Below are 18,339 nucleotides of genomic sequence, written 5' to 3'. Positions count from 1 at the left end.
TTCACTATCTCCTTTATCACAACAGAAATTACAATAATGCTGTCATCTGTTCAAACATACGATTTATTTCCTTGTGAAGTGTTCGTTGCTCTTTGGCGAGCCATCTACAATGAATCGCCTGATCTGTTAGCTTTGTTACGCTTGCCTGAAGAGATTGCTCCTGTTGAATTAAATCCTGTAAATCTCGCATGTTAAGATTTTTCACTAGTGGTGACACAATCCATAAAGAGCCGATATAAAGTGCTTTTTCGAGCAAGCCAAGCGCTGCAAAATTCATTTCCTGTGGTTTGAAATGGATGGAATCAAACGCAATAAGTTGTTCCTCTACATAGACCTTATATTTCGACTGGTAGGCTTGATAATCAAAGACTTCCCCTCGCATTTCTCGACCTGGTGCAACAATTTCACCCCAAATTAATGTCGAGCTCTCCTTCATGCGAATGGTTGTATCTGCTTGAAACTTGGCTCGTTCAAATGGAATAGTCACTTCAGGGAGCCATTCTAATCGTGCCTCATCAGCCATCTCAACGGTAATAACCTGGGTACAATGATTGCCTGTATGCGAGGGATAGATTTTCAATGCCGATTGTTGCTTCAGCCTTACTCGGCTTCCTGACGCAAGTTTGACATTGATTTCATTGCGGTCTCCTGCTACCATCCCACCAGAGGATTCCATCAAGAATACTGTGGCAGTTGGATCACTACCTTCATATAATTCACGGCTAGCCTTTAGAGGAGGCTGTTGGTACACATGAACCAGTCGTGTATAGCCCCTCCTAGGCTCAAAGACCATTTCTAATTTGCCAAAATGATTTATTTTCTGTGGATTAACCATGGTTGTCAACGGCTTCTGCACCTTCAAGTAGCATATGGTGCTGAATCCATTCAACCACCTTATCTACATTCGTTTGAGAACGAACATCTGCAAAAATGTATGGACGGCCACCACGCATTTTTTTCACATCCTGATCCATGATGTCTAGATCGACCCCCACATGAGGCGCCAATGATGTTTTATTGATTAGCAGTAAGTCTGAACGCGTTAGCGCTGGACCGCCTTTACGTGGGATATCCTGTCCCTCTGCCACATCAATGACGTAAATATAGCCATGCACTAGCTCAGGACTAAATGTTGCAGATAAGTTATCCCCACCACTTTCAATGAAAATTATATCCAAATTTTTGAAGCGTTTAGTTAAATCATCAATCGCTGCAAAATTCATTGATGCATCCTCACGAATAGCTGTATGAGGACAACCTCCTGTTTCTACCCCAATAATACGCTCTTCGGCTAAAACACCATTCGTAATTAAATATTGGGCGTCCTCCCTTGTGTAAATATCATTGGTAATTACCGCTACTTGATAATGCTCATGCATCACACGTGTTAATTGATCTACTAATGACGTTTTTCCTGACCCAACTGGGCCGCCGATGCCAATACGTATTGGTTTCATTGTTATCCTCTCTCTTTCTATGAAATAAATAATCTGGAATATAAAAACTCATGTTTCATGGATGCCAATTCAATCCCTAACGCATTATTCGTTAAATCATCCATCGTTAACGACATCACTGTTTGCGCTGCTTCTTCTACCGAAATCAATAGCTCATTCAATGCTTGGACACCTGTATTTTGACCAAATGGTACAGCACGTACAGCATTTTGTACTAAGCCGCTAATTGAAGCATACATAAAGGTCATCACTGCGTGAAAGACATTGACACCAAGTGCCTCGCAATAAATTCCATAAAGCACAGCGTAATGTCCCTTCACTTCTTCACGCTCAATTTTCTCCTTCCATTGCAATAAAAAAGGGCATTCCATAAGTGGTGTCACCGTTCGCACAAATTGCTTCCCTACGTTTACACTCGCCTCTTTAGATTCTTTGGCCAGCTTCATAGCCCCACAAAGTTCATCCAGCTCTGTAAGACGAGCAAGATCTCTGTCTTTTGCTGCGTGGAATGCTTCTTGAATTAGTATCGCATCTCCATGCACTAAATTATGAAATAAATAGCCCTGACAAAATTCGATTAATTGATCCTTTGTGCGAATGAGATCTGCTTGAATATACGTTTCCATACCATAGGAATGTGTATAAGAACCTATTGGAAATGCCGAATCATGAATTTGCAATAGTTGCAGTATAGATAAATTAGTGAGAGTGTCCACGGTATTTGAATGGCTGCTTGAAACGTCTTTCTGTTGTTTCATAGTGCACCCCTATTTCATCTAATAATGGATTAATCGTATGATCCGCTCGTACGATGATTTCATTGTTTTCAATTAGGCAAGGGGTATGGCGATTCCCTAATTCGAAAGCTGATTTTCCCATTTCATGCATGTCGTTTGGCGTTATAACAATAACAGGCTCTAATTTTGTACGGACGGCGATACGACGGTGTTCATCCTCCCATAATAAATCGCCATATTTTAATGGTTCATCCCCTTCTAAACGTAAAGCAATGTCCGTACCTTGATCTGTTTCTGTGCGTAGGATTCGTTTGCTTAATTCCTCCCACTCTAGTTCAATCCACTCTGTTTTCTTTTCATGATGTTCTTCTTCATGTGCAATGTTCCCCATGATTTTTTCAATTAACATATGTTTAGCACCTCATCGTCTTTTTATTGGCTGTTACGCTCACTTTAATTGCTTAGAATAAGAAATATCGTTGAGCCATCGGTAGTACATCCACTGGCTCGCATGTTGCTAATTCTCCATCAATTTTTACTTCATAGGTTTCTGGATTCACATCTATTTTTGGCGTCTCACTATTTAGTTTCATGTCAGATTTTTGAATATTTCGGCAATTCAAAACCGTCCCAATCATTCTTTTCAAGCCTAATTTTTCTGGCAAACCTTCTTCGACAGCTATTTTTGGTAAAAATGTCATGCCACAATTTTGAGGACCCTGTCCATAGAAGCCATAAGTTTGACGGCCTTTCATTGGCTGTGGTGTTGGAATGGATGCATTTGGATCTCCCGTAATCCCATAGACGGCAATACCAGCCTTGATGACCACTTCTGCCTTTACGCCAAAGAATGCTGGGTCCCATAAAACGATATCGGCTAATTTTCCTTCTTCCATTGAACCTACTTCATGGCTAATACCATGTGCAATTGCTGGGTTAATATTTAGCTTCGCCATATAGCGCTTGACACGGTAATTATCATGCTCCTTGCCCTCATCCTGTGGTAAAGGTCCACGTTGCTTTTTCATTTTGTCTGCTGTTTGGAACGTCCTAATCGTCACCTCTCCCACACGGCCCATCGCCTGTGAATCCGAAGACATAATGCTCAGGATTCCTAAGTCCTGCATAATATCTTCTGCAGCAATCGTTTCAGGACGAATACGTGAATCTGCGAATGCGACATCTTCTGGCACATCATGCTTCAAGTGATGGCACACCATCAGCATATCTAAATGCTCATCAATCGTGTTCGTTGTAAATGGTTTCGTAGGGTTCGTCGAAGCTGGCAAAATATTTGGTAAAGATGCCATTACTAGCTGGTCTGGCGCGTGTCCACCACCAGCACCTTCTGTATGGAAAATATGAATAACACGTCCACCGATGGCATTGATTGTATCTTCTACAAATCCTGCTTCATTTAATGTATCGGAGTGCAGGGCTACTTGAATATCGTATTCATCTGCAACAGTTAAGCTTTGGTCTAGTGCAGAAGGTGTTGCCCCCCAGTCCTCATGAATTTTCAAACCAATGGCACCTGCACGAACTTGCTCAATAATTGGTGCTGGGTCTGAGGCACTGCCTTTTCCAAGTAGTCCAACATTGATTGGAAAGCCTTCCATGGCCTGTAACATGCGATGTAGATGCCATTCACCTGCAGTTAAGCTTGTCGCCTTTGAACCTGCTGCTGGTCCTGTTCCGCCGCCAATAAAAGTAGTTGTTCCTGCTAATAGGGCCGTCTCTACTTGATCGGGACTGATGAAATGGATATGGGTATCAATAGCACCTGCTGTAGCTATAAGCCCTTCACCTGCATATACCTCTGTCCCTACGCCGATAATCATGTCCTGATCGACACCATCCATACTATTCGGATTGCCAGCTTTGCCGATGCCAATAATTCGACCATCTTTAATTCCGATATCAGCCTTCACAATACCCGTATAATCAATGATGACGACGTTTGTGATGACGGTATCTAGCACACCTTCATTGCGTGTATTTTTACCGTTTTGCCCCATCGAAACACGCAATGATTTACCACCACCAAAGACACCTTCATCTCCATAGGATGTATAGTCCTTCTCAATTTCGACCCACAAATCCGTATCGGCTAAACGCAATTTGTCGCCAACTGTAGGACCGAACATTTTCGCGTAAGCTTCATGTGTTACCTTCATTTTTCTTCCGCTCCTTTAAAGCCGCCTTCAATTGCCTTGTCTAAAATTTCATCTTTATGATGGGTAGACCCTTCTGTTAGCTTATTTAAGCCAAAGACATGCTGCTTACCACCAAATTCGACAAGCTCTACTTCTTTTTCTTCCCCAGGTTCAAAGCGAACGGCCGTCCCCGATGGAATATTTAAATGCATACCGATTGCATCTTCTCGATTAAATTCTAGAAATCTATTGACTTCGATAAAATGAAAATGTGAACCTACTTGAATCGGGCGATCTCCTGTATTGGCTACTAGTACCTTTTTGGTTGCCCTGCCTACATTGATTTCAATTACACCCTTCTTTGGTCGGATTTCTCCAGGAATCATTTACCCACACTCCTTTACTGAATTGGACGGTGAACTGTGACCAGTTTCGTACCATCTGGGAAGGTACATTCCACCTGTACATCTGAAATCATGTCACCGACACCCTCCATTACGTCCTCTGCTGTCAGAACATGCTTTGCCTCACTCATTAGCTGTGCAACAGTTTTTCCATCTCTAGCACCCTCCATTATAAAACTGCTAATAAGAGCAACTGCTTCTGGATAATTCAACTTTAAGCCGCGAGCTTTTCTTTTCAGCGCAAGTTCTCCTGCTACATGGAGGAGTAGTTTTTCTTGTTCTACTGGTGATAGCTTCAAATTAATCTCTCTCTTTCCTATATTCAGAATTATCTTTCAATAACAATTTTCGAAGCATACTTCCTTTCAATTGCATGTGCTTTTTAATAACCATTTAGTTTTTTAGCATATAATTGTTGTCTTACAAATTATGATTTCGCAAGGGATATGCGAAGAGAAATAGAAATGACTTGTTGACCCGGCAAACGCGGGTTGCAATAGTTGAAGTGAGTAATAGAGGTAACAGCTAGTCCATTATAAAAAACTACATTAAAAAATTCAACATTTTTATTTATCTGTGAATTTACAAGTTTTATAAATAACTCACAAAAAAAGAGGCTTATTTTACAGAAAATCGGTCAACTGTAAATAAGCCTCTTATCATGTTGAGTAAAGTGAAAATAAAATTATACTAAAAAAATTGTAATTTTATGTTATTAGGGTTATTATTTCAGGGCTATAAACCCTTGAAATTTTTCACTTATATCTTATACCCCAAACTTATTTGTTAATTTTTGTAAATCATCAGCTTGTATGCTTAAATCCTGTGTGACGTGATTGACAGCTTGCATAGACGCAGTTTGCTCATCCATTGATTGCAAAACAGCCTCTGTATAATTCGATAATCTGCCCATTCCATCCGCAATCGTTATGACGGTTGATGCCACCTCATTCGCGCTACTAGCGAGCTGTTCAGCTGTTGCGGAAATGTCTTCAAGCTGGTTATTCATTCGACTTACATGCTGAGAGATTGTCCCAAATGATTTTGTCGCCTCATCAATGACATAAACACCTTGCTGAACATTTTTCAAATCCTCGTCCACAGAGGAAGCGACTTGTTTTGTATCATGTTCAATACCTACGACTAAGTCAACGATTTGCGTAGCAGATTGCTTCGATTGCTCAGCTAATTGGCGCACCTCTTCGGCCACTACTGCAAAGCCTTTACCATGTTCTCCCGCCCTTGCTGCTTCTATGGCAGCATTTAAAGCTAATAAATTCGTTTGATCTGTAATCGCTGTAATCATATCAGTCATCGATTTAATATCTGACATTTTAGTGGATAGCTGCTGCATAAGACCACTAGTTATCTCTGTTGACGATGAAATATATTGCATCTGTTCTTTCGCTACATGTAAAATGCTTACCCCGTTTCCAGCAACCTCATTCGCCTCTTTGGCATGACTAAAAACATCCTGTGTAGCTACCGTAATTCGTTCAATTCCATCAACAGTTTCTTGCATAGCTTGGGCACTATCACTAGCGGATTGTGCAGCTTGCTTCAAGCCATCCGATGTTTTCTCTATCTGTTGGTCTACTTCTTCCACAGCTAGCGTAATTTCATTTGTACTTGCTGATAATTCTTCAATACTCGTCGATAAATCTGTAGAGCTATTCGCAATTTTTTGCGTCATTGTTCGTAATTGATTTTTCATGTCTAAAAAAGATTGTGCTAGCTGAGAGATTTCACCTTTGTCATGTACCTCAATGACAACTGTATCTAATTTGCCAGTAGTAATCCCTTGTGCAGCCTCCGTCAGCTGTTTGATGGGCTGTATCACTTTAAAATGGACATAGACCGTGTACGAAAGTGTAAGGACAATTCCTAAAATGGTTAAAACAGTTGCAAGCCATTCTAATGTTGTTACATTGGCCAAATCTAAAAATAAAATAATAATCATTAACACATTTAAAGCTGAAAAGCCAAGTAAACTCTTATTTCGTAAACTCATAACAAATTCCTCCAACTAAAATATTACTTCCATACCATTATTATAGTTGAATAATCCTAAAAACATAAGAAAAAGCCCCCTTTTCATAAGAATAAAGGTCTAAATCTCCATAAAAAAGACCGTAGACAGCCACGAAGGCATATCTACAGTCCTTACCATTATTTTAAATTCATGATGCTAGAGCCAGCGATACCTGGGTGTGTCATTTCATATGGGTCTAAAATTAGGTCTAGCTGTTCATTTGTTAAGACACCCGCTTCAATACAAAGTTCACGGATTGAACGACCTGTTAGAATCGCTTCACGCGCAAGACGAGCAGCAACTTCATAGCCAATATGAGGGTTCACAGCAGTTAGTACCCCTACACTTTTCTCTACATATTCTTTCATACGTTCTTCATTTGCTTCGATATCTTTTAAGCAGTTTTCTGTAAACGCACGGAAGACATTATTCATAATGCTGATAGATTGGATAAGGTTAAATACTAAAACAGGCTCCATAACATTTAACTCTAATTGACCAGCTTCAGAAGCTAATGAAATTGTATGGTCGTTACCAATTACTTGGAAAGCCACTTGGTTCAGTACTTCTGGCATCACAGGGTTCACTTTACCCGGCATGATAGAAGAACCTGGTTGACGAGCTGGTAAAAGGATTTCCCCTAAGCCGGCACGTGGACCAGAAGCCATTAAGCGTAAGTCATTAGCAATTTTCGACATATTAATCATACAAATTTTCAACGCACCCGATACTTCTGTATAAGCATCTGTATTTTGTGTAGCATCAACTAAATGTGTCGCACCTTTTAATGGTAAACCAGAGATTTCTGCAAGGTGCTCATCGACAGATTTAATATAATCTGGGAAGGCATTTAAACCTGTTCCTACAGCAGTAGCGCCCATATTTACATCATATAAGTTTGGACGTGTTTGACGAATACGTACAATATCACGGTTGATGACACGGCAATAAGCTTCGAACTCTTGTCCTAAGCGAATTGGCACAGCGTCCTGTAAATGCGTACGTCCCATTTTAATGACATGTGCAAATTGCTCTGCTTTTTGATGGAAAACAGATTGCATATAATCCATCGTTTCTAATAATTCATCTATTAAATTTAACACAGCGATATGAATAGCTGTTGGGAAAGCATCGTTTGTTGATTGTGACATATTGACATGACTGTTTGGACTTACTGTATGATAGTCACCCTTTTCTTTTCCTAAAATTTCTAGGGCACGGTTGGCGATGACTTCGTTGGCATTCATATTGATGGATGTTCCTGCTCCACCTTGGATTGGGTCTACAAGGAATTCTGCATCCCATTTGCCATCAATTACTTCTTGTGCTGCTTCGACAATTGCCTCACCAATTTCTTTTGATAATAGGTGTACTTCCATATTACTTAAAGCAGCTGCTTTCTTCACAATCCCCATCGCTTTAATAAGTGAAGAGTGAATTGTGTAGCCTGTAATCGGGAAGTTTTCCGTTGCACGTAATGTTTGAATTCCGTAATAAGCCTCTGCTGGTAATACGCGCTCACCTAAAAAATCTTTTTCTATACGTTGTGTTGACATCATTGTCGTCTCCTTTTATGTAATACTCACACTTGATAGTAGCTAATAAAAGTCGTATTGTAAACAGTCATTTTTCTGTAAACGAAAAAAATCCTTCAAAAAAGCAAAGAAATCGCTAAAAACCGAGCACATTTTAATAATGCCCTAGCATTATTAGCCGATTACCAAAATAATTAGGCAACTGTTTGAGATCGTATTACAACAGCTACTGTCTCGTTCAGCAATTATGCCAAAAAAACCAATAGAATAACCGACTAGGTCCATTCTATTGGTTTGTTCCTTCTTCTATTATTTATTCGATGTGACAGTAAAACGGCTATTTTGATGTTGAGGATTTTCAAGCTCATCCAATACTGCCACTGCATAATCTGCGTAGCTTACATAACTTTCACCAGCTTCATTTACTAATAAATGATCTACCCCTGCTGTATAGTGACCTGTACGTGGACCTTCTGGATCAAAAAATGCAGACGGACTTAAAAATGTCCAATGGATAGCAGATTGTTGTAGATCCTGTAGGTTTTGTCCTTGATTTTGCGCAGTTGCTAGGTACAAAGCTGGGAAATCTGGTGTTTCCATCACACGAATTTGTTTTTCAGGGTCTACAAAAAGGCTGCCTGCCCCTCCGACAACAAATAATCTTGTATCAATGCCTTTAAAAATTTCGATTAAATGACGACCAGCTTTCACATGTAAATCCTCCTGACCTGCTGGTGCGCCAAACGCATTCACCACTACATCGAAGCCTTTCATTTCTTCTTGCGTTAAATGAAACACGTCTTTTTCAATTACGGGGATAGCTGTTGTTACTTTTGCTGCAGAACGAACGATGGCTGTTACTTCATGACCACGTTGCACCGCTTCCTCTACTATTTTTTGTCCTGCTTTACCTGTTGCACCAATTACAGCAATTTTCATTGTATGTTCCTCCTTAAATTATTAGTTGTAACTATTTTAGTTACAGGTTAGATACAGAAAGACCATCTTCGCTTAAGTACGAAGCTGATCTAGCACATCCTGCAAAGTTTGTGCGTGTAGCTGTGCTTCCATTGCCTGCCAAATAGATGTATACACATCTTCCAAAGTATGTTGGATTTCTCGTCCCACTGCACACGCTGGATTTGGCTCATCATGAATTGCTAAAAGCTGTTCTGGCCCATCGATTGCTTGATAAATTGCTAAAAGTGTTAAATTCTTTGGCTCCACTAAAAGCTCGTACCCTGCAACCCCGGAATGTGATAAAAGTAATCCTGCCTTTTTCAGAACACCAATCATTCGTCTTACGACCACTGGATTTGTATTTACACTCCCAGCGATAAAGTCCGATGTAAGTAAGCTTTTATCAGATGTTGTAGCAATTAGCGAAAGAATATGGATCGCCACCGAAAATCGACTGTTCACCATATGTATCACCACCTGTTGTAACCATTATAGTTACAGGTAAGTAAAAAAGCAAGCACTTTGTTTTTCACTACCTGTCTTTATTTTTACGTTTCTTCATGTCATTATACATACAACTTAGATTTTATTTACATATATCACTAGCTCCTGTCGTATTTGCCCATTGTCCTCATAAAAATCTAAATTATGAAATTCATATTTAAAATGACCTACCGGAAAAGTCACACTTTCTCCCTGTACAGCCGCAAGTATACCTGCCACATCGTGTGAAACCATGTGTAATAATTCATCGCCCGTGACTGAATCTAGAAAGATTACGTTCATAAAAAACACCTCCACAGCTATTATAGCTTAGAAGGCGCTTACATTTATAGTCTTTCTTTATAGCCTTTCATACGAATTTCTTCAATCACTTGCATCATGTCGAAAAGTTGTTGCCGGGATAAATGGGAAGTGTGAGCGTCCTGCGCCTTTTGCTCGGAAACCATTTTTCGTTCTAGATGATTAGACTGTTGGGGATTATCCTCCACTTGAAGTACTGTTGTTTTCTTCACCATTTCACCTCTACCATAAATTTGACCGACATTCCATTTCAAATCATGCTAACAATCCCACAATTACTATAATCAAGTTCCTAGCAATCAGTCATCCAACTGCTAGCCTATTTAGTAAAACATATATTTTGACCTACTTATTGAGCCTAAAAAACAGCAGCCAAACTGGCTGCTGCTTATGTTAGACCGCAATCGGCGCTTTAATAGCGGGATGTGGGTCATAGCCCTCGATTGATAAATCCTCAAGCTCGATATCAAAAATCGAAGTTTTATTTGGATTGATGTGTAATGTCGGTAGGTCCTTTGGCTCCCTAGCAAGCTGTTCTTTTACTTGTTCTACATGGTTCGCATAAATATGAGCATCCCCAATGCTATGAATAAATTCACCCACCTCTAATCCACACTCATGTGCAATTAAATGAGTTAACAATGCGTAAGAAGCTATATTAAAAGGACAGCCTAATAAAGTGTCTAAGCTTCTTTGCATAAGCTGACAGCTTAATTTGCCATTAGATACATAAAATTGGAACATAACATGACATGGTGGCAATGCGGCTTTACTGCCCTTCGCACCTGCATTGATTACATCCTCAGGGTTCCACGCATTGACAATAATCCGACGTGAATCTGGATTATGCTTTATTTGATGAATGACATCCTGTAACTGGTCGATGCTTTCCCCAGTAGAAGTTGACCAATGACGCCATTGCTTGCCATAGACATTACCAAGCTCTCCATATTTTTGAGCAAAATCATCATCGGCTAAAACACGCTCACAAAAAGAGGCTAACTCTTGTTGGTACATGGTATTAAATGCGTCATCGACTAAACAACGTCGACCAAAATCGGTCATATCCGGGCCAGTATAATCATCTGATTCCACCCATCTTTTAAATGCCCATTCATCCCAAATATGATTATTATGTTGCAATAGATAACGGATATTCGTATCCCCTTTAATGAACCATAACAATTCGCTCGCGACAAGCTTAAAAGGTACGCGCTTTGTCGTTAAAAGTGGAAACCCTTTGCTTAAATCAAAACGCATTTGATAACCAAAGACGCTATATGTCCCCGTCCCAGTTCGATCCTCTTTTTTCGTGCCATTTTCTAATATATGTTGTAGTAAATTTAAGTACGCCATTTCTGGATGCGTCATTTTTCTTCAACAGCTCCTTCCAGTTTGCTGTTGACCATTATACCATTTCATCCCGGATTTTCGTATGAAGAAATTATTTCATTGTAAGCCTGAATGAGAGGAAGAGTTCTTCAGCTCTCTCGAAATCTCATTCTCTGTCGTGACAAAAAAGGTAGGAAGCAAAATAATATTTAATAAAACAGGGCCTACAATCACTAATAAATCGATGCCTGGACTAAAATATAGACCGAATGCTGTAATCAGCCCCGAAAAAACAAGGAATACAATTTGCGCAACAATAATCATGATTGGCAATGATTGATACATGTAATTTAGCTTACGGAACTGATGTAAATTGGCTGGATTGTCGATGACTTTCCTTTTTAACCGTCTCGATAAAATAAAACAAGCAAGCAATTGAACCACCATAAAACTAAAATAAATGACCGCATAAAGGATAAATGGACGTTTCTGTATCGTACCATCAAAATGACCGACTCTTTGGTTTAATAAATCATTAACGGCTCCTTCATACACATATTGACGTTCACTTAAAAAAGGAAAAGGCTCCATAAAACCGAGTGCTGCCCAATCCTTCGTATTCACCGTCCAATTCGATAATTTACTCGCTAAAATTTTCAATTGAATTGGATCTTGCTCGCCAAACATTCCTACCAAAATACTATAAGGAATGGCTACTTTTAGCTGTCCATCTTGTTTTTCTTGAAATAGATCCTGAATGTAAAAGGTATAGGATACATCTGATTTATTGGTATCGTAACGAGCCTCTTCAATTTCCCAATGGCTGGCTAGGGATGCTTGAATGCCATTTCTCATCTCCGTATATGGGATATCTTTATGTAATCTCTTTGGAATTTTATAAACAAAATGGTTATCACTACCGATTAGACAAATTTCAACTTCCACTTTATCTTCATTAACCATCTTAGCCTTCGTGGTCAATGGGCTCGTAATCAACGCAATCAAGAAAAAAAGAATCAGTGTTAAAACGCCTTTTTTCACGTAAAAGTCCCCCTTTTCGTCATAATTATTAAATTTACACTATCATAGCCATGTCCGAAAAAACTATTTCGTCATTCCGAAAACGCAATAGTGGTTTTCCGAAAGCCTATATTTCGGTATTCCAAATTTATCAATAATTAGCGATAATATATAGGAGTTTATTATCATCTAACAAACAGAGGTTTCATAATGAAAAAATGGACATATGGTATTTTTCTTACCTATTTAATGCTCGGCACCTACGTATTAGCAATTGCCATAAAAACACCTTTTATTAGTCTCACCCTAGATACGACAAGCGGGCAAGCAGCTATTATGGATAGCTACTATTCTTCCTGGGCTTCTCAACAAAATATTGAACAGGGTGATATTGTTCTAGCCGTTGATGGGCAACCTTCCTGGGAAAATCGCTCTGTGCAATTATTCTCACTGATTAGAAGTGCCAAACAACTAACTATCCAAAAGTCTGATGGGACGATTCAAACAATTGATGTGAGGCATATAGATATGCCAGAAGAATTATATTTGCAAATTCTATTCCCGATTTTCTATTTTCTTCTCGCTTTTGGTGTAGCTATTTATTTATGGCGACGCAACAAGGATAACCCTCCAACATTTTTATTGACGTTATTTTTATTAACCTGCTCCTTGGCTTATATTAGTACAGGGGCATCAGCAAGGGGCAATCTCATTGGCCAAGTAGTTATTGGTATAGGTATTATTTTATGCATGGTGCTTTTCATTCATTTTTTACAGCATTTTTTCCATTATCTTCAAATTCAATGGACTTATATGGACAGCAAGTGGCTGTATTTTTCACCATTCATCATCCCTGGTTGTTACTTATTGGAAGGCTTAAAACCGTCATTCCGAGAGATTACCCCTCTCCTGAACTTAGGTATATTCGCCATCCTTGTGCTATATGCTATTTATATTTTATTAACGAGTTATTTGCGCACAAAATTGGCTAAAATTCGGTTGATTGCCATTGCCTTTATCATTCCGTTTTTACCATTTCTGATGTTTTTCGTGACACCTGAAATTTTAGGGCATAAGCCGTTATTACACGCTGACATAGCCTCGTTATTTTTATTATTTATACCTTTTTCATTTCTGTTCATCCAAGTGAACGAACGATTATTTGATATTGAATACCAATTATCTCGATTACGTTATTATTCGACTCTGGCGTTTTTCAGTGCTCTCCTACTGACGACAGGTATTGCTCTTTTGTTTATGGGACAATTATCCATAGTGCATGTTACAAGTATTTTTTTACTAGTTTTCATGGTGATGATGGCTAGTTTTTATATAAAGGAACGTATTGATTTTAAGTATCGAAAAATTATTTTTTCTTCTACTGGAAATTATGTACATAATTTATATGCCGCCGTTCAACGTATGGGGAAGGCTAAAAATCAACAAGATTTACTGGAGCGCTTTAAGTATGAAATCACCGAAAAGCTAGGCACGACAGCCTTCAATATAAGCATAGTCACAGAAGATACACCTGCTCCCCTGCCCGAAACCCACTATACTCAATTGCTGCTACATGATGCAGGTGACGAAAAAATAGTGTTAGAAATTAAGCATGTGCTACAAAAGGAAGAACTGCTGTGGCTCGAGCTACTTGCACTATATGTTTCAATGTCTATTAATAATTTACAGCAAATTGAAGATTTAGTACTTGAAGTTCAACAAATGAAAAATACGAGTGATACACCCCTTCCTTGGCTTGATAAACTATTATGGAATATCATTGAGAAGGAAAAGAGTATTTTAGCACAGGAACTACATGATACGGTTTTGCAGGAGCAGCTACATTTAGCAAGAGAACTTGATGTCCTCGCTGGCACCCCTATAATTCAAAGGGAAACCATTTTGGATATTCGTGAACAGCTCCTGAATGCCACAAAGGATTTACGGGAATATTGTGAGAATTTAAGCCCGCCCCTATTGGATACCTTTGGCTTACAAATGGCCTTAAAAAAATTAATTCAAAAGGTAAAAATACGAGCCAATTTTTTAGTAAGCTCTCAAATTGAACGAGTAGAATTTAAGGATGTCACACTCCATCTAGTCGTCTATCGCCTAGTACAGGAGCTATTAAATAATGCGATTAAACATGCCAATGCGACAGAAGTGTCTTTAATCCTTCAAGCGATACCTCAAGGCTTTATTCTTCAATATGATGATAACGGTGTAGGCTGTAATATAGAGGATTTAATTCAGTCTTCCGCTTCTATGGGCATCAATGGAATTCGTGAGCGTGTCCGTGCCTTTAATGGGGACATTACCATCCAATCTAGCCATAATGAAGGAATGCATATTTTTATTCAAATACAAGAGGACGGGGATTCATATGATGAACATACTTATTATAGATGACCATCCTGTCGTTTTAGATGGTACAAAAACATTGTTACAGGATTTAGTCAATGTCCAGATTGAAACCGAACAGGATAGTACAGCAGTTATACGAAGAATGGATACAGAAGCCTTTCAGTTATTTCTCATTGATATTAATATGAAACCCATCAACGGTATCCAACTTGCCGAAATGATTAAGAAAAAACAACCAGATGCCCTCATTATTTTATATACAGGCTACGAGCTTTCTGATTATTATGAGCTATTAATTGAGAAAAAGATCGACGGTTTATTATCAAAGCTGGCAACCAAAGAGCAAGTCATTCAAACCATTCAAGCTGCCCTTCGTGGTGAAATTTTACTGGCAGCAGACTTCTTAGACTTTGTCCAGCAACGCTCTAACTTGCCGAATAACCGCCAGGAAGTATTGCTCAGTGATAAAGAACAGGAGATTTTACAGCTCGTGGCTCAAGGCTGTACAAATAAAGCCATTGCATCTGCCATCGGTGTTACCCAAAGAACCGTTGAGAATTATTTATCCAAGCTATTCGTTAAATTAAACGTTGAATCTCGTGCGGAGGCAGTGATTGTTGCAAAGGAAAAGGCATGGATTGACTAATGCTAGAAGATCGTTTCATTACTAATAGATTACAATTGTAAATTTTTTCTTACTAAAAACGGAATTTACTGGATATACAAACAATTCTGTACTATAATAAAACTAATAATTACATTACTTCATTGCTACGATTAAAAACGAGTATTCAAAGGGAATACGCTTTTTATATGTATTGAAGAAATTGATTGTTGAATTTTTTTGGGAGGGTGTTTACATGACACAAGGGACAGTAAAATGGTTTAACGCAGAAAAAGGTTTTGGCTTCATCGCAGTGGAAGGTGGCAATGATGTATTCGTACATTTCTCAGCTATCCAAACAGATGGCTTCAAAACTTTAGAAGAGGGCCAAAAAGTTGAATTCGGCGTAGAAGAAGGCAACCGTGGACCTCAAGCAACGAATGTAGTGAAACTATAATATTCACCTCACATAGACGAGCAAATGAAAAGAGACATCCTTAAATTGGATGTCTCTTTTTTCATGTTCTCGCAGTAAGACTTATGATGGCAATATACAACGGGTACCCCCCAAGCATGACCAACAGGATAAGTCCTTGCACTGGGACTGGCATATCTCCTCGATGGGAAATAGGAAACAGATAGGCAAAAATCATTGTGAACATCACAGTATACGGGAACCATAAAATCATTGTTGCATAAACCCATCGACGATGCCCAAGCCATGTAACTGAGAGCCTATACATAAATATCGTCGCTACAATAAGCCCCACTAATTGAACAATAAGAAGGAAAAGATCCAACTTATCCCCTGCCCAGCCCGTAAGTCGTAGTAGTCGATAATAATTGAGTTGTAAGGCCATAGATAGAAAGAAAATCAAACCATACAGCAGACTAACCATATTCAATTTTAGAAAAAAGGACATCTTCATCGCAATTTTCCTTTCATAAGTATGGCTTAGCTTGAATACTTCGAAGCACGCCATCTATCTGAATGAGTGGCTCCCTCATTTATTTAGGAGTGGGGTCCTGTTGCAAATTAGAAAAGGAGTTCCTACGCATAAGAATGCAAGCCTGCAATCACTAGATTAACAAACACTTGGTTAAACACGATGATACCGAAGCCAATAATGGCAAGCCATGCTGTTTTCTCTCCTTCCCAGCCTTTGGATAAACGGAAATGAAGAAAGGCTGCGTAAAATAAAAAAGTAATCAATGCCCAAACTTCTTTAGGGTCCCATCCCCAGTAACGACTCCAAGCTATTTGTGCCCAAATCATGGCAAACAACAGTCCACCTAATGCGAATAACGGGAAGCCTATGACAACTGCTCGATAGGAGATTTCATCCATTAATTGTGGCTGTACGCGACTTGTCCATGGCTTTAATATGGCACTCACCGATTTTCTTGTGACCAGACGAATGGCAGCATAGAGGACCGTACCAATCATAAATGCCCAGACAATTGAATTGAACTTTTTAGCATCTATTTTATTTGTCATTTGGATGAATCCAACCGCATCACCAGTTTCTGTGACCGCTCCTTTATTCACAATCAAGGGTTTCATGGAATAGATTACTTTTTCTGACTGACCTTGAGCATTTTCGAATTGTACCTGTACGTCATCCGCTGCAAGGCTAAAAAAAGTCGAAATGCCGATAAATCCAATTACGACAACCAAGCAATACAAGACGAATTCTAACGAATATGTACTGATGGATTTTTTGGAAACATCCAATGTTTTTAATAAAAATATTAATCCAGTGGCAAAGGACACCGATAAAATAGCACTGGAAAAAGCGACGGTCATCACATGTATAGTTAACCAGTGACTTTGTAAAGACGGAACGAGTGGTGACACTTCTTTTGCGAAAACGCTTCCATAGCCAAGAATGATTAAGGACACAGGAATTGTAAATAACCCCACAACAAGTTGCTTGTATAAAAAATGGATGATGAGATAACTCCCTGTGAGCATGATGCCAAAGAACGTCATAAATTCGTACATATTGCTGACGGGTGCATGTTCTACAGCTATCCATCTCACCACAAAATAAACGAGCTGTAGGACAAAGGCAACAGAGGTAAGGAGTATACCAAACTGACCAAACATCTTCCCCTTCGATTTGACAGCAAGTCCTAATGGCACAATGGCAATCAGTAATAGGATGAAGGCAAAAAATAAGGCATTACTACTAATGGCTAATAAGGTTTCTTGATTCAACGGAATCCCTCCAACGTCTTTTAATACGGAATTTGCTTCCAAATAATAAGAACGCTTCGGATGACAGGAAGTGCCATAATTTCCTTTTAAATTTTTTTATTTTTAAGAATTGTTACATTTTTATGACGAAACAAATCATAAGATATTTGACAAGGTCTTGTTTATCTGAAGAAACGGTCATATTCTAACCATAAAAGACATTCATCCTTCCATGAAAAATAGCAACAGGCACAATGGATTGACCTCATTCACGAATTATTGAAAGTAAGCAACAAAAAAGCGGCTATCCACACTGCTGGCATAGGATGGGCTTATCTAGTTCAGCTATAGGGGCAGTAAATAAACAGGTACGTTACCTCGACAGTCAATTTAGTAAAGCGCGGAGGCTGAACCAATGGTGAACCCTATTAGGTATAACAAAACGAGTTGAAAAAGAGTGATGATGAAAAGAAGTATGATGCGTAAAGTATTAGGAGGTTTAACAAAAAGGATATGAAAATACTGGATAGGAGCCATAATTATATAGGCTTTATGAAGGAAAACATTGTAAAAAAACAGGTCGCTGGGTGAAATTCTTTTAAACATGAATCACCGATAGACATGGGGATCATCATGGTAGCACCAAGTAACGCTCTACCATGCTCCAGGAAAGTTAGAAAATAATACACCAAAGACGTGAGGCTATATAGAAAACTTTGTGATGAGTAGAACCC

Annotated in this window: 20 protein-coding genes; 3 read left to right on the top strand and 17 right to left on the bottom strand. The window is 39.0% G+C overall.

The annotated features are described in order from the left end of the window. Nucleotides 1-28 precede the first annotated feature (28 nt). The 15 genes from ACP3VS_RS17675 to ACP3VS_RS17605 form a co-directional block, all read right to left on the bottom strand. A complete protein-coding gene (locus ACP3VS_RS17675; RefSeq protein ID WP_426389402.1) occupies nucleotides 29-835 on the bottom strand; it encodes an urease accessory protein UreD in 807 nt (268 codons plus the stop codon). Further along, nucleotides 828-1,457 (bottom strand): urease accessory protein UreG, encoded by a 630-nt coding sequence (gene ureG, locus ACP3VS_RS17670; RefSeq protein WP_036168136.1) that lies wholly within the window; start codon nucleotides 1,455-1,457, stop codon nucleotides 828-830. The genes ACP3VS_RS17675 and ureG overlap by 8 nt, the downstream gene beginning before the upstream one ends. A 17-nt stretch (nucleotides 1,458-1,474) precedes the next feature. Further along, entirely contained in the window at nucleotides 1,475-2,215 is a 741-nt protein-coding gene (locus ACP3VS_RS17665; RefSeq protein ID WP_227256840.1) for an urease accessory protein UreF, read from the bottom strand. After that, nucleotides 2,157-2,603, bottom strand: coding sequence for an urease accessory protein UreE (locus ACP3VS_RS17660; RefSeq protein ID WP_197223982.1), 447 nt, complete (start codon nucleotides 2,601-2,603; stop codon nucleotides 2,157-2,159). The genes ACP3VS_RS17665 and ACP3VS_RS17660 overlap by 59 nt, the downstream gene beginning before the upstream one ends. A 52-nt stretch (nucleotides 2,604-2,655) precedes the next feature. Continuing rightward, nucleotides 2,656-4,371: an urease subunit alpha gene (ureC, locus tag ACP3VS_RS17655; RefSeq protein WP_426389390.1), complete on the bottom strand. Its 1,716-nt coding sequence runs from the start codon at nucleotides 4,369-4,371 to the stop codon at nucleotides 2,656-2,658. Beyond that, complete coding sequence (locus ACP3VS_RS17650) at nucleotides 4,368-4,736, bottom strand: urease subunit beta (RefSeq protein ID WP_012294326.1); 369 nt, start codon at nucleotides 4,734-4,736, stop codon at nucleotides 4,368-4,370. Before ACP3VS_RS17650 ends, ureC begins: the two co-directional genes overlap by 4 nt. A 14-nt stretch (nucleotides 4,737-4,750) precedes the next feature. After that, nucleotides 4,751-5,053 carry an urease subunit gamma gene (gene ureA / locus ACP3VS_RS17645; protein WP_012294325.1) on the bottom strand — a complete coding sequence of 101 codons (303 nt, stop codon included), beginning with the start codon at nucleotides 5,051-5,053 and terminating at the stop codon, nucleotides 4,751-4,753. A 467-nt stretch (nucleotides 5,054-5,520) separates the two neighbouring features. Beyond that, complete coding sequence (locus tag ACP3VS_RS17640; RefSeq protein ID WP_031419862.1) at nucleotides 5,521-6,765, bottom strand: methyl-accepting chemotaxis protein; 1,245 nt, start codon at nucleotides 6,763-6,765, stop codon at nucleotides 5,521-5,523. A 158-nt stretch (nucleotides 6,766-6,923) separates the two neighbouring features. Then, on the bottom strand, nucleotides 6,924-8,345 hold the full coding sequence (aspA, locus tag ACP3VS_RS17635; protein WP_012294323.1) for an aspartate ammonia-lyase: 1,422 nt from the start codon (nucleotides 8,343-8,345) through the stop codon (nucleotides 6,924-6,926). 285 nt (nucleotides 8,346-8,630) lie between these two features. Further along, the gene (locus tag ACP3VS_RS17630) at nucleotides 8,631-9,260 is read right to left on the bottom strand and encodes an NAD(P)-dependent oxidoreductase (protein WP_012294322.1); all 630 of its coding nucleotides are present in this window, start codon (nucleotides 9,258-9,260) and stop codon (nucleotides 8,631-8,633) included. Between the two features lie 72 nt (nucleotides 9,261-9,332). Further along, nucleotides 9,333-9,746, bottom strand: coding sequence for an Rrf2 family transcriptional regulator (locus tag ACP3VS_RS17625; RefSeq protein WP_426389387.1), 414 nt, complete (start codon nucleotides 9,744-9,746; stop codon nucleotides 9,333-9,335). 114 nt (nucleotides 9,747-9,860) lie between these two features. Next, entirely contained in the window at nucleotides 9,861-10,067 is a 207-nt protein-coding gene (locus ACP3VS_RS17620) for a hypothetical protein (RefSeq protein ID WP_031419865.1), read from the bottom strand. Between the two features lie 44 nt (nucleotides 10,068-10,111). After that, entirely contained in the window at nucleotides 10,112-10,339 is a 228-nt protein-coding gene (locus tag ACP3VS_RS17615) for a hypothetical protein (RefSeq protein WP_230584398.1), read from the bottom strand. 139 nt (nucleotides 10,340-10,478) lie between these two features. Next, on the bottom strand, nucleotides 10,479-11,456 hold the full coding sequence (locus ACP3VS_RS17610; protein ID WP_012294318.1) for a thymidylate synthase: 978 nt from the start codon (nucleotides 11,454-11,456) through the stop codon (nucleotides 10,479-10,481). Between the two features lie 78 nt (nucleotides 11,457-11,534). After that, nucleotides 11,535-12,458: a hypothetical protein gene (locus ACP3VS_RS17605; RefSeq protein ID WP_031419867.1), complete on the bottom strand. Its 924-nt coding sequence runs from the start codon at nucleotides 12,456-12,458 to the stop codon at nucleotides 11,535-11,537. A 189-nt stretch (nucleotides 12,459-12,647) separates the two neighbouring features. Between ACP3VS_RS17605 and ACP3VS_RS17600 the strand changes: the two genes are divergently transcribed. The 3 genes from ACP3VS_RS17600 (at nucleotide 12,648) to ACP3VS_RS17590 (ending at nucleotide 15,862) form a co-directional block, all read left to right on the top strand. Next, the gene (locus ACP3VS_RS17600; RefSeq protein WP_426389384.1) at nucleotides 12,648-14,846 is read left to right on the top strand and encodes a sensor histidine kinase; all 2,199 of its coding nucleotides are present in this window, start codon (nucleotides 12,648-12,650) and stop codon (nucleotides 14,844-14,846) included. Further along, nucleotides 14,821-15,447 carry a response regulator gene (locus ACP3VS_RS17595; RefSeq protein WP_416277755.1) on the top strand — a complete coding sequence of 209 codons (627 nt, stop codon included), beginning with the start codon at nucleotides 14,821-14,823 and terminating at the stop codon, nucleotides 15,445-15,447. The genes ACP3VS_RS17600 and ACP3VS_RS17595 overlap by 26 nt, the downstream gene beginning before the upstream one ends. 214 nt (nucleotides 15,448-15,661) lie before the next feature. After that, nucleotides 15,662-15,862: a cold-shock protein gene (locus tag ACP3VS_RS17590; RefSeq protein WP_012294314.1), complete on the top strand. Its 201-nt coding sequence runs from the start codon at nucleotides 15,662-15,664 to the stop codon at nucleotides 15,860-15,862. A 61-nt stretch (nucleotides 15,863-15,923) separates the two neighbouring features. Here the strand turns inward: ACP3VS_RS17590 and ACP3VS_RS17585 are convergent, their stop codons facing one another. Then, on the bottom strand, nucleotides 15,924-16,334 hold the full coding sequence (locus ACP3VS_RS17585; RefSeq protein ID WP_031419870.1) for a hypothetical protein: 411 nt from the start codon (nucleotides 16,332-16,334) through the stop codon (nucleotides 15,924-15,926). 122 nt (nucleotides 16,335-16,456) lie between these two features. Further along, nucleotides 16,457-17,626, bottom strand: coding sequence for a c-type cytochrome biogenesis protein CcsB (gene ccsB / locus ACP3VS_RS17580; protein ID WP_289449045.1), 1,170 nt, complete (start codon nucleotides 17,624-17,626; stop codon nucleotides 16,457-16,459). Nucleotides 17,627-18,339 lie beyond the last annotated feature (713 nt).

The sequence above is a fragment of the Lysinibacillus sp. VIII_CA genome (assembly GCF_049943995.1).
GTDB lineage: Bacteria > Bacillota > Bacilli > Bacillales_A > Planococcaceae > Lysinibacillus > Lysinibacillus pinottii.
This window is presented reverse-complemented; position numbering and strand designations above follow the sequence as displayed.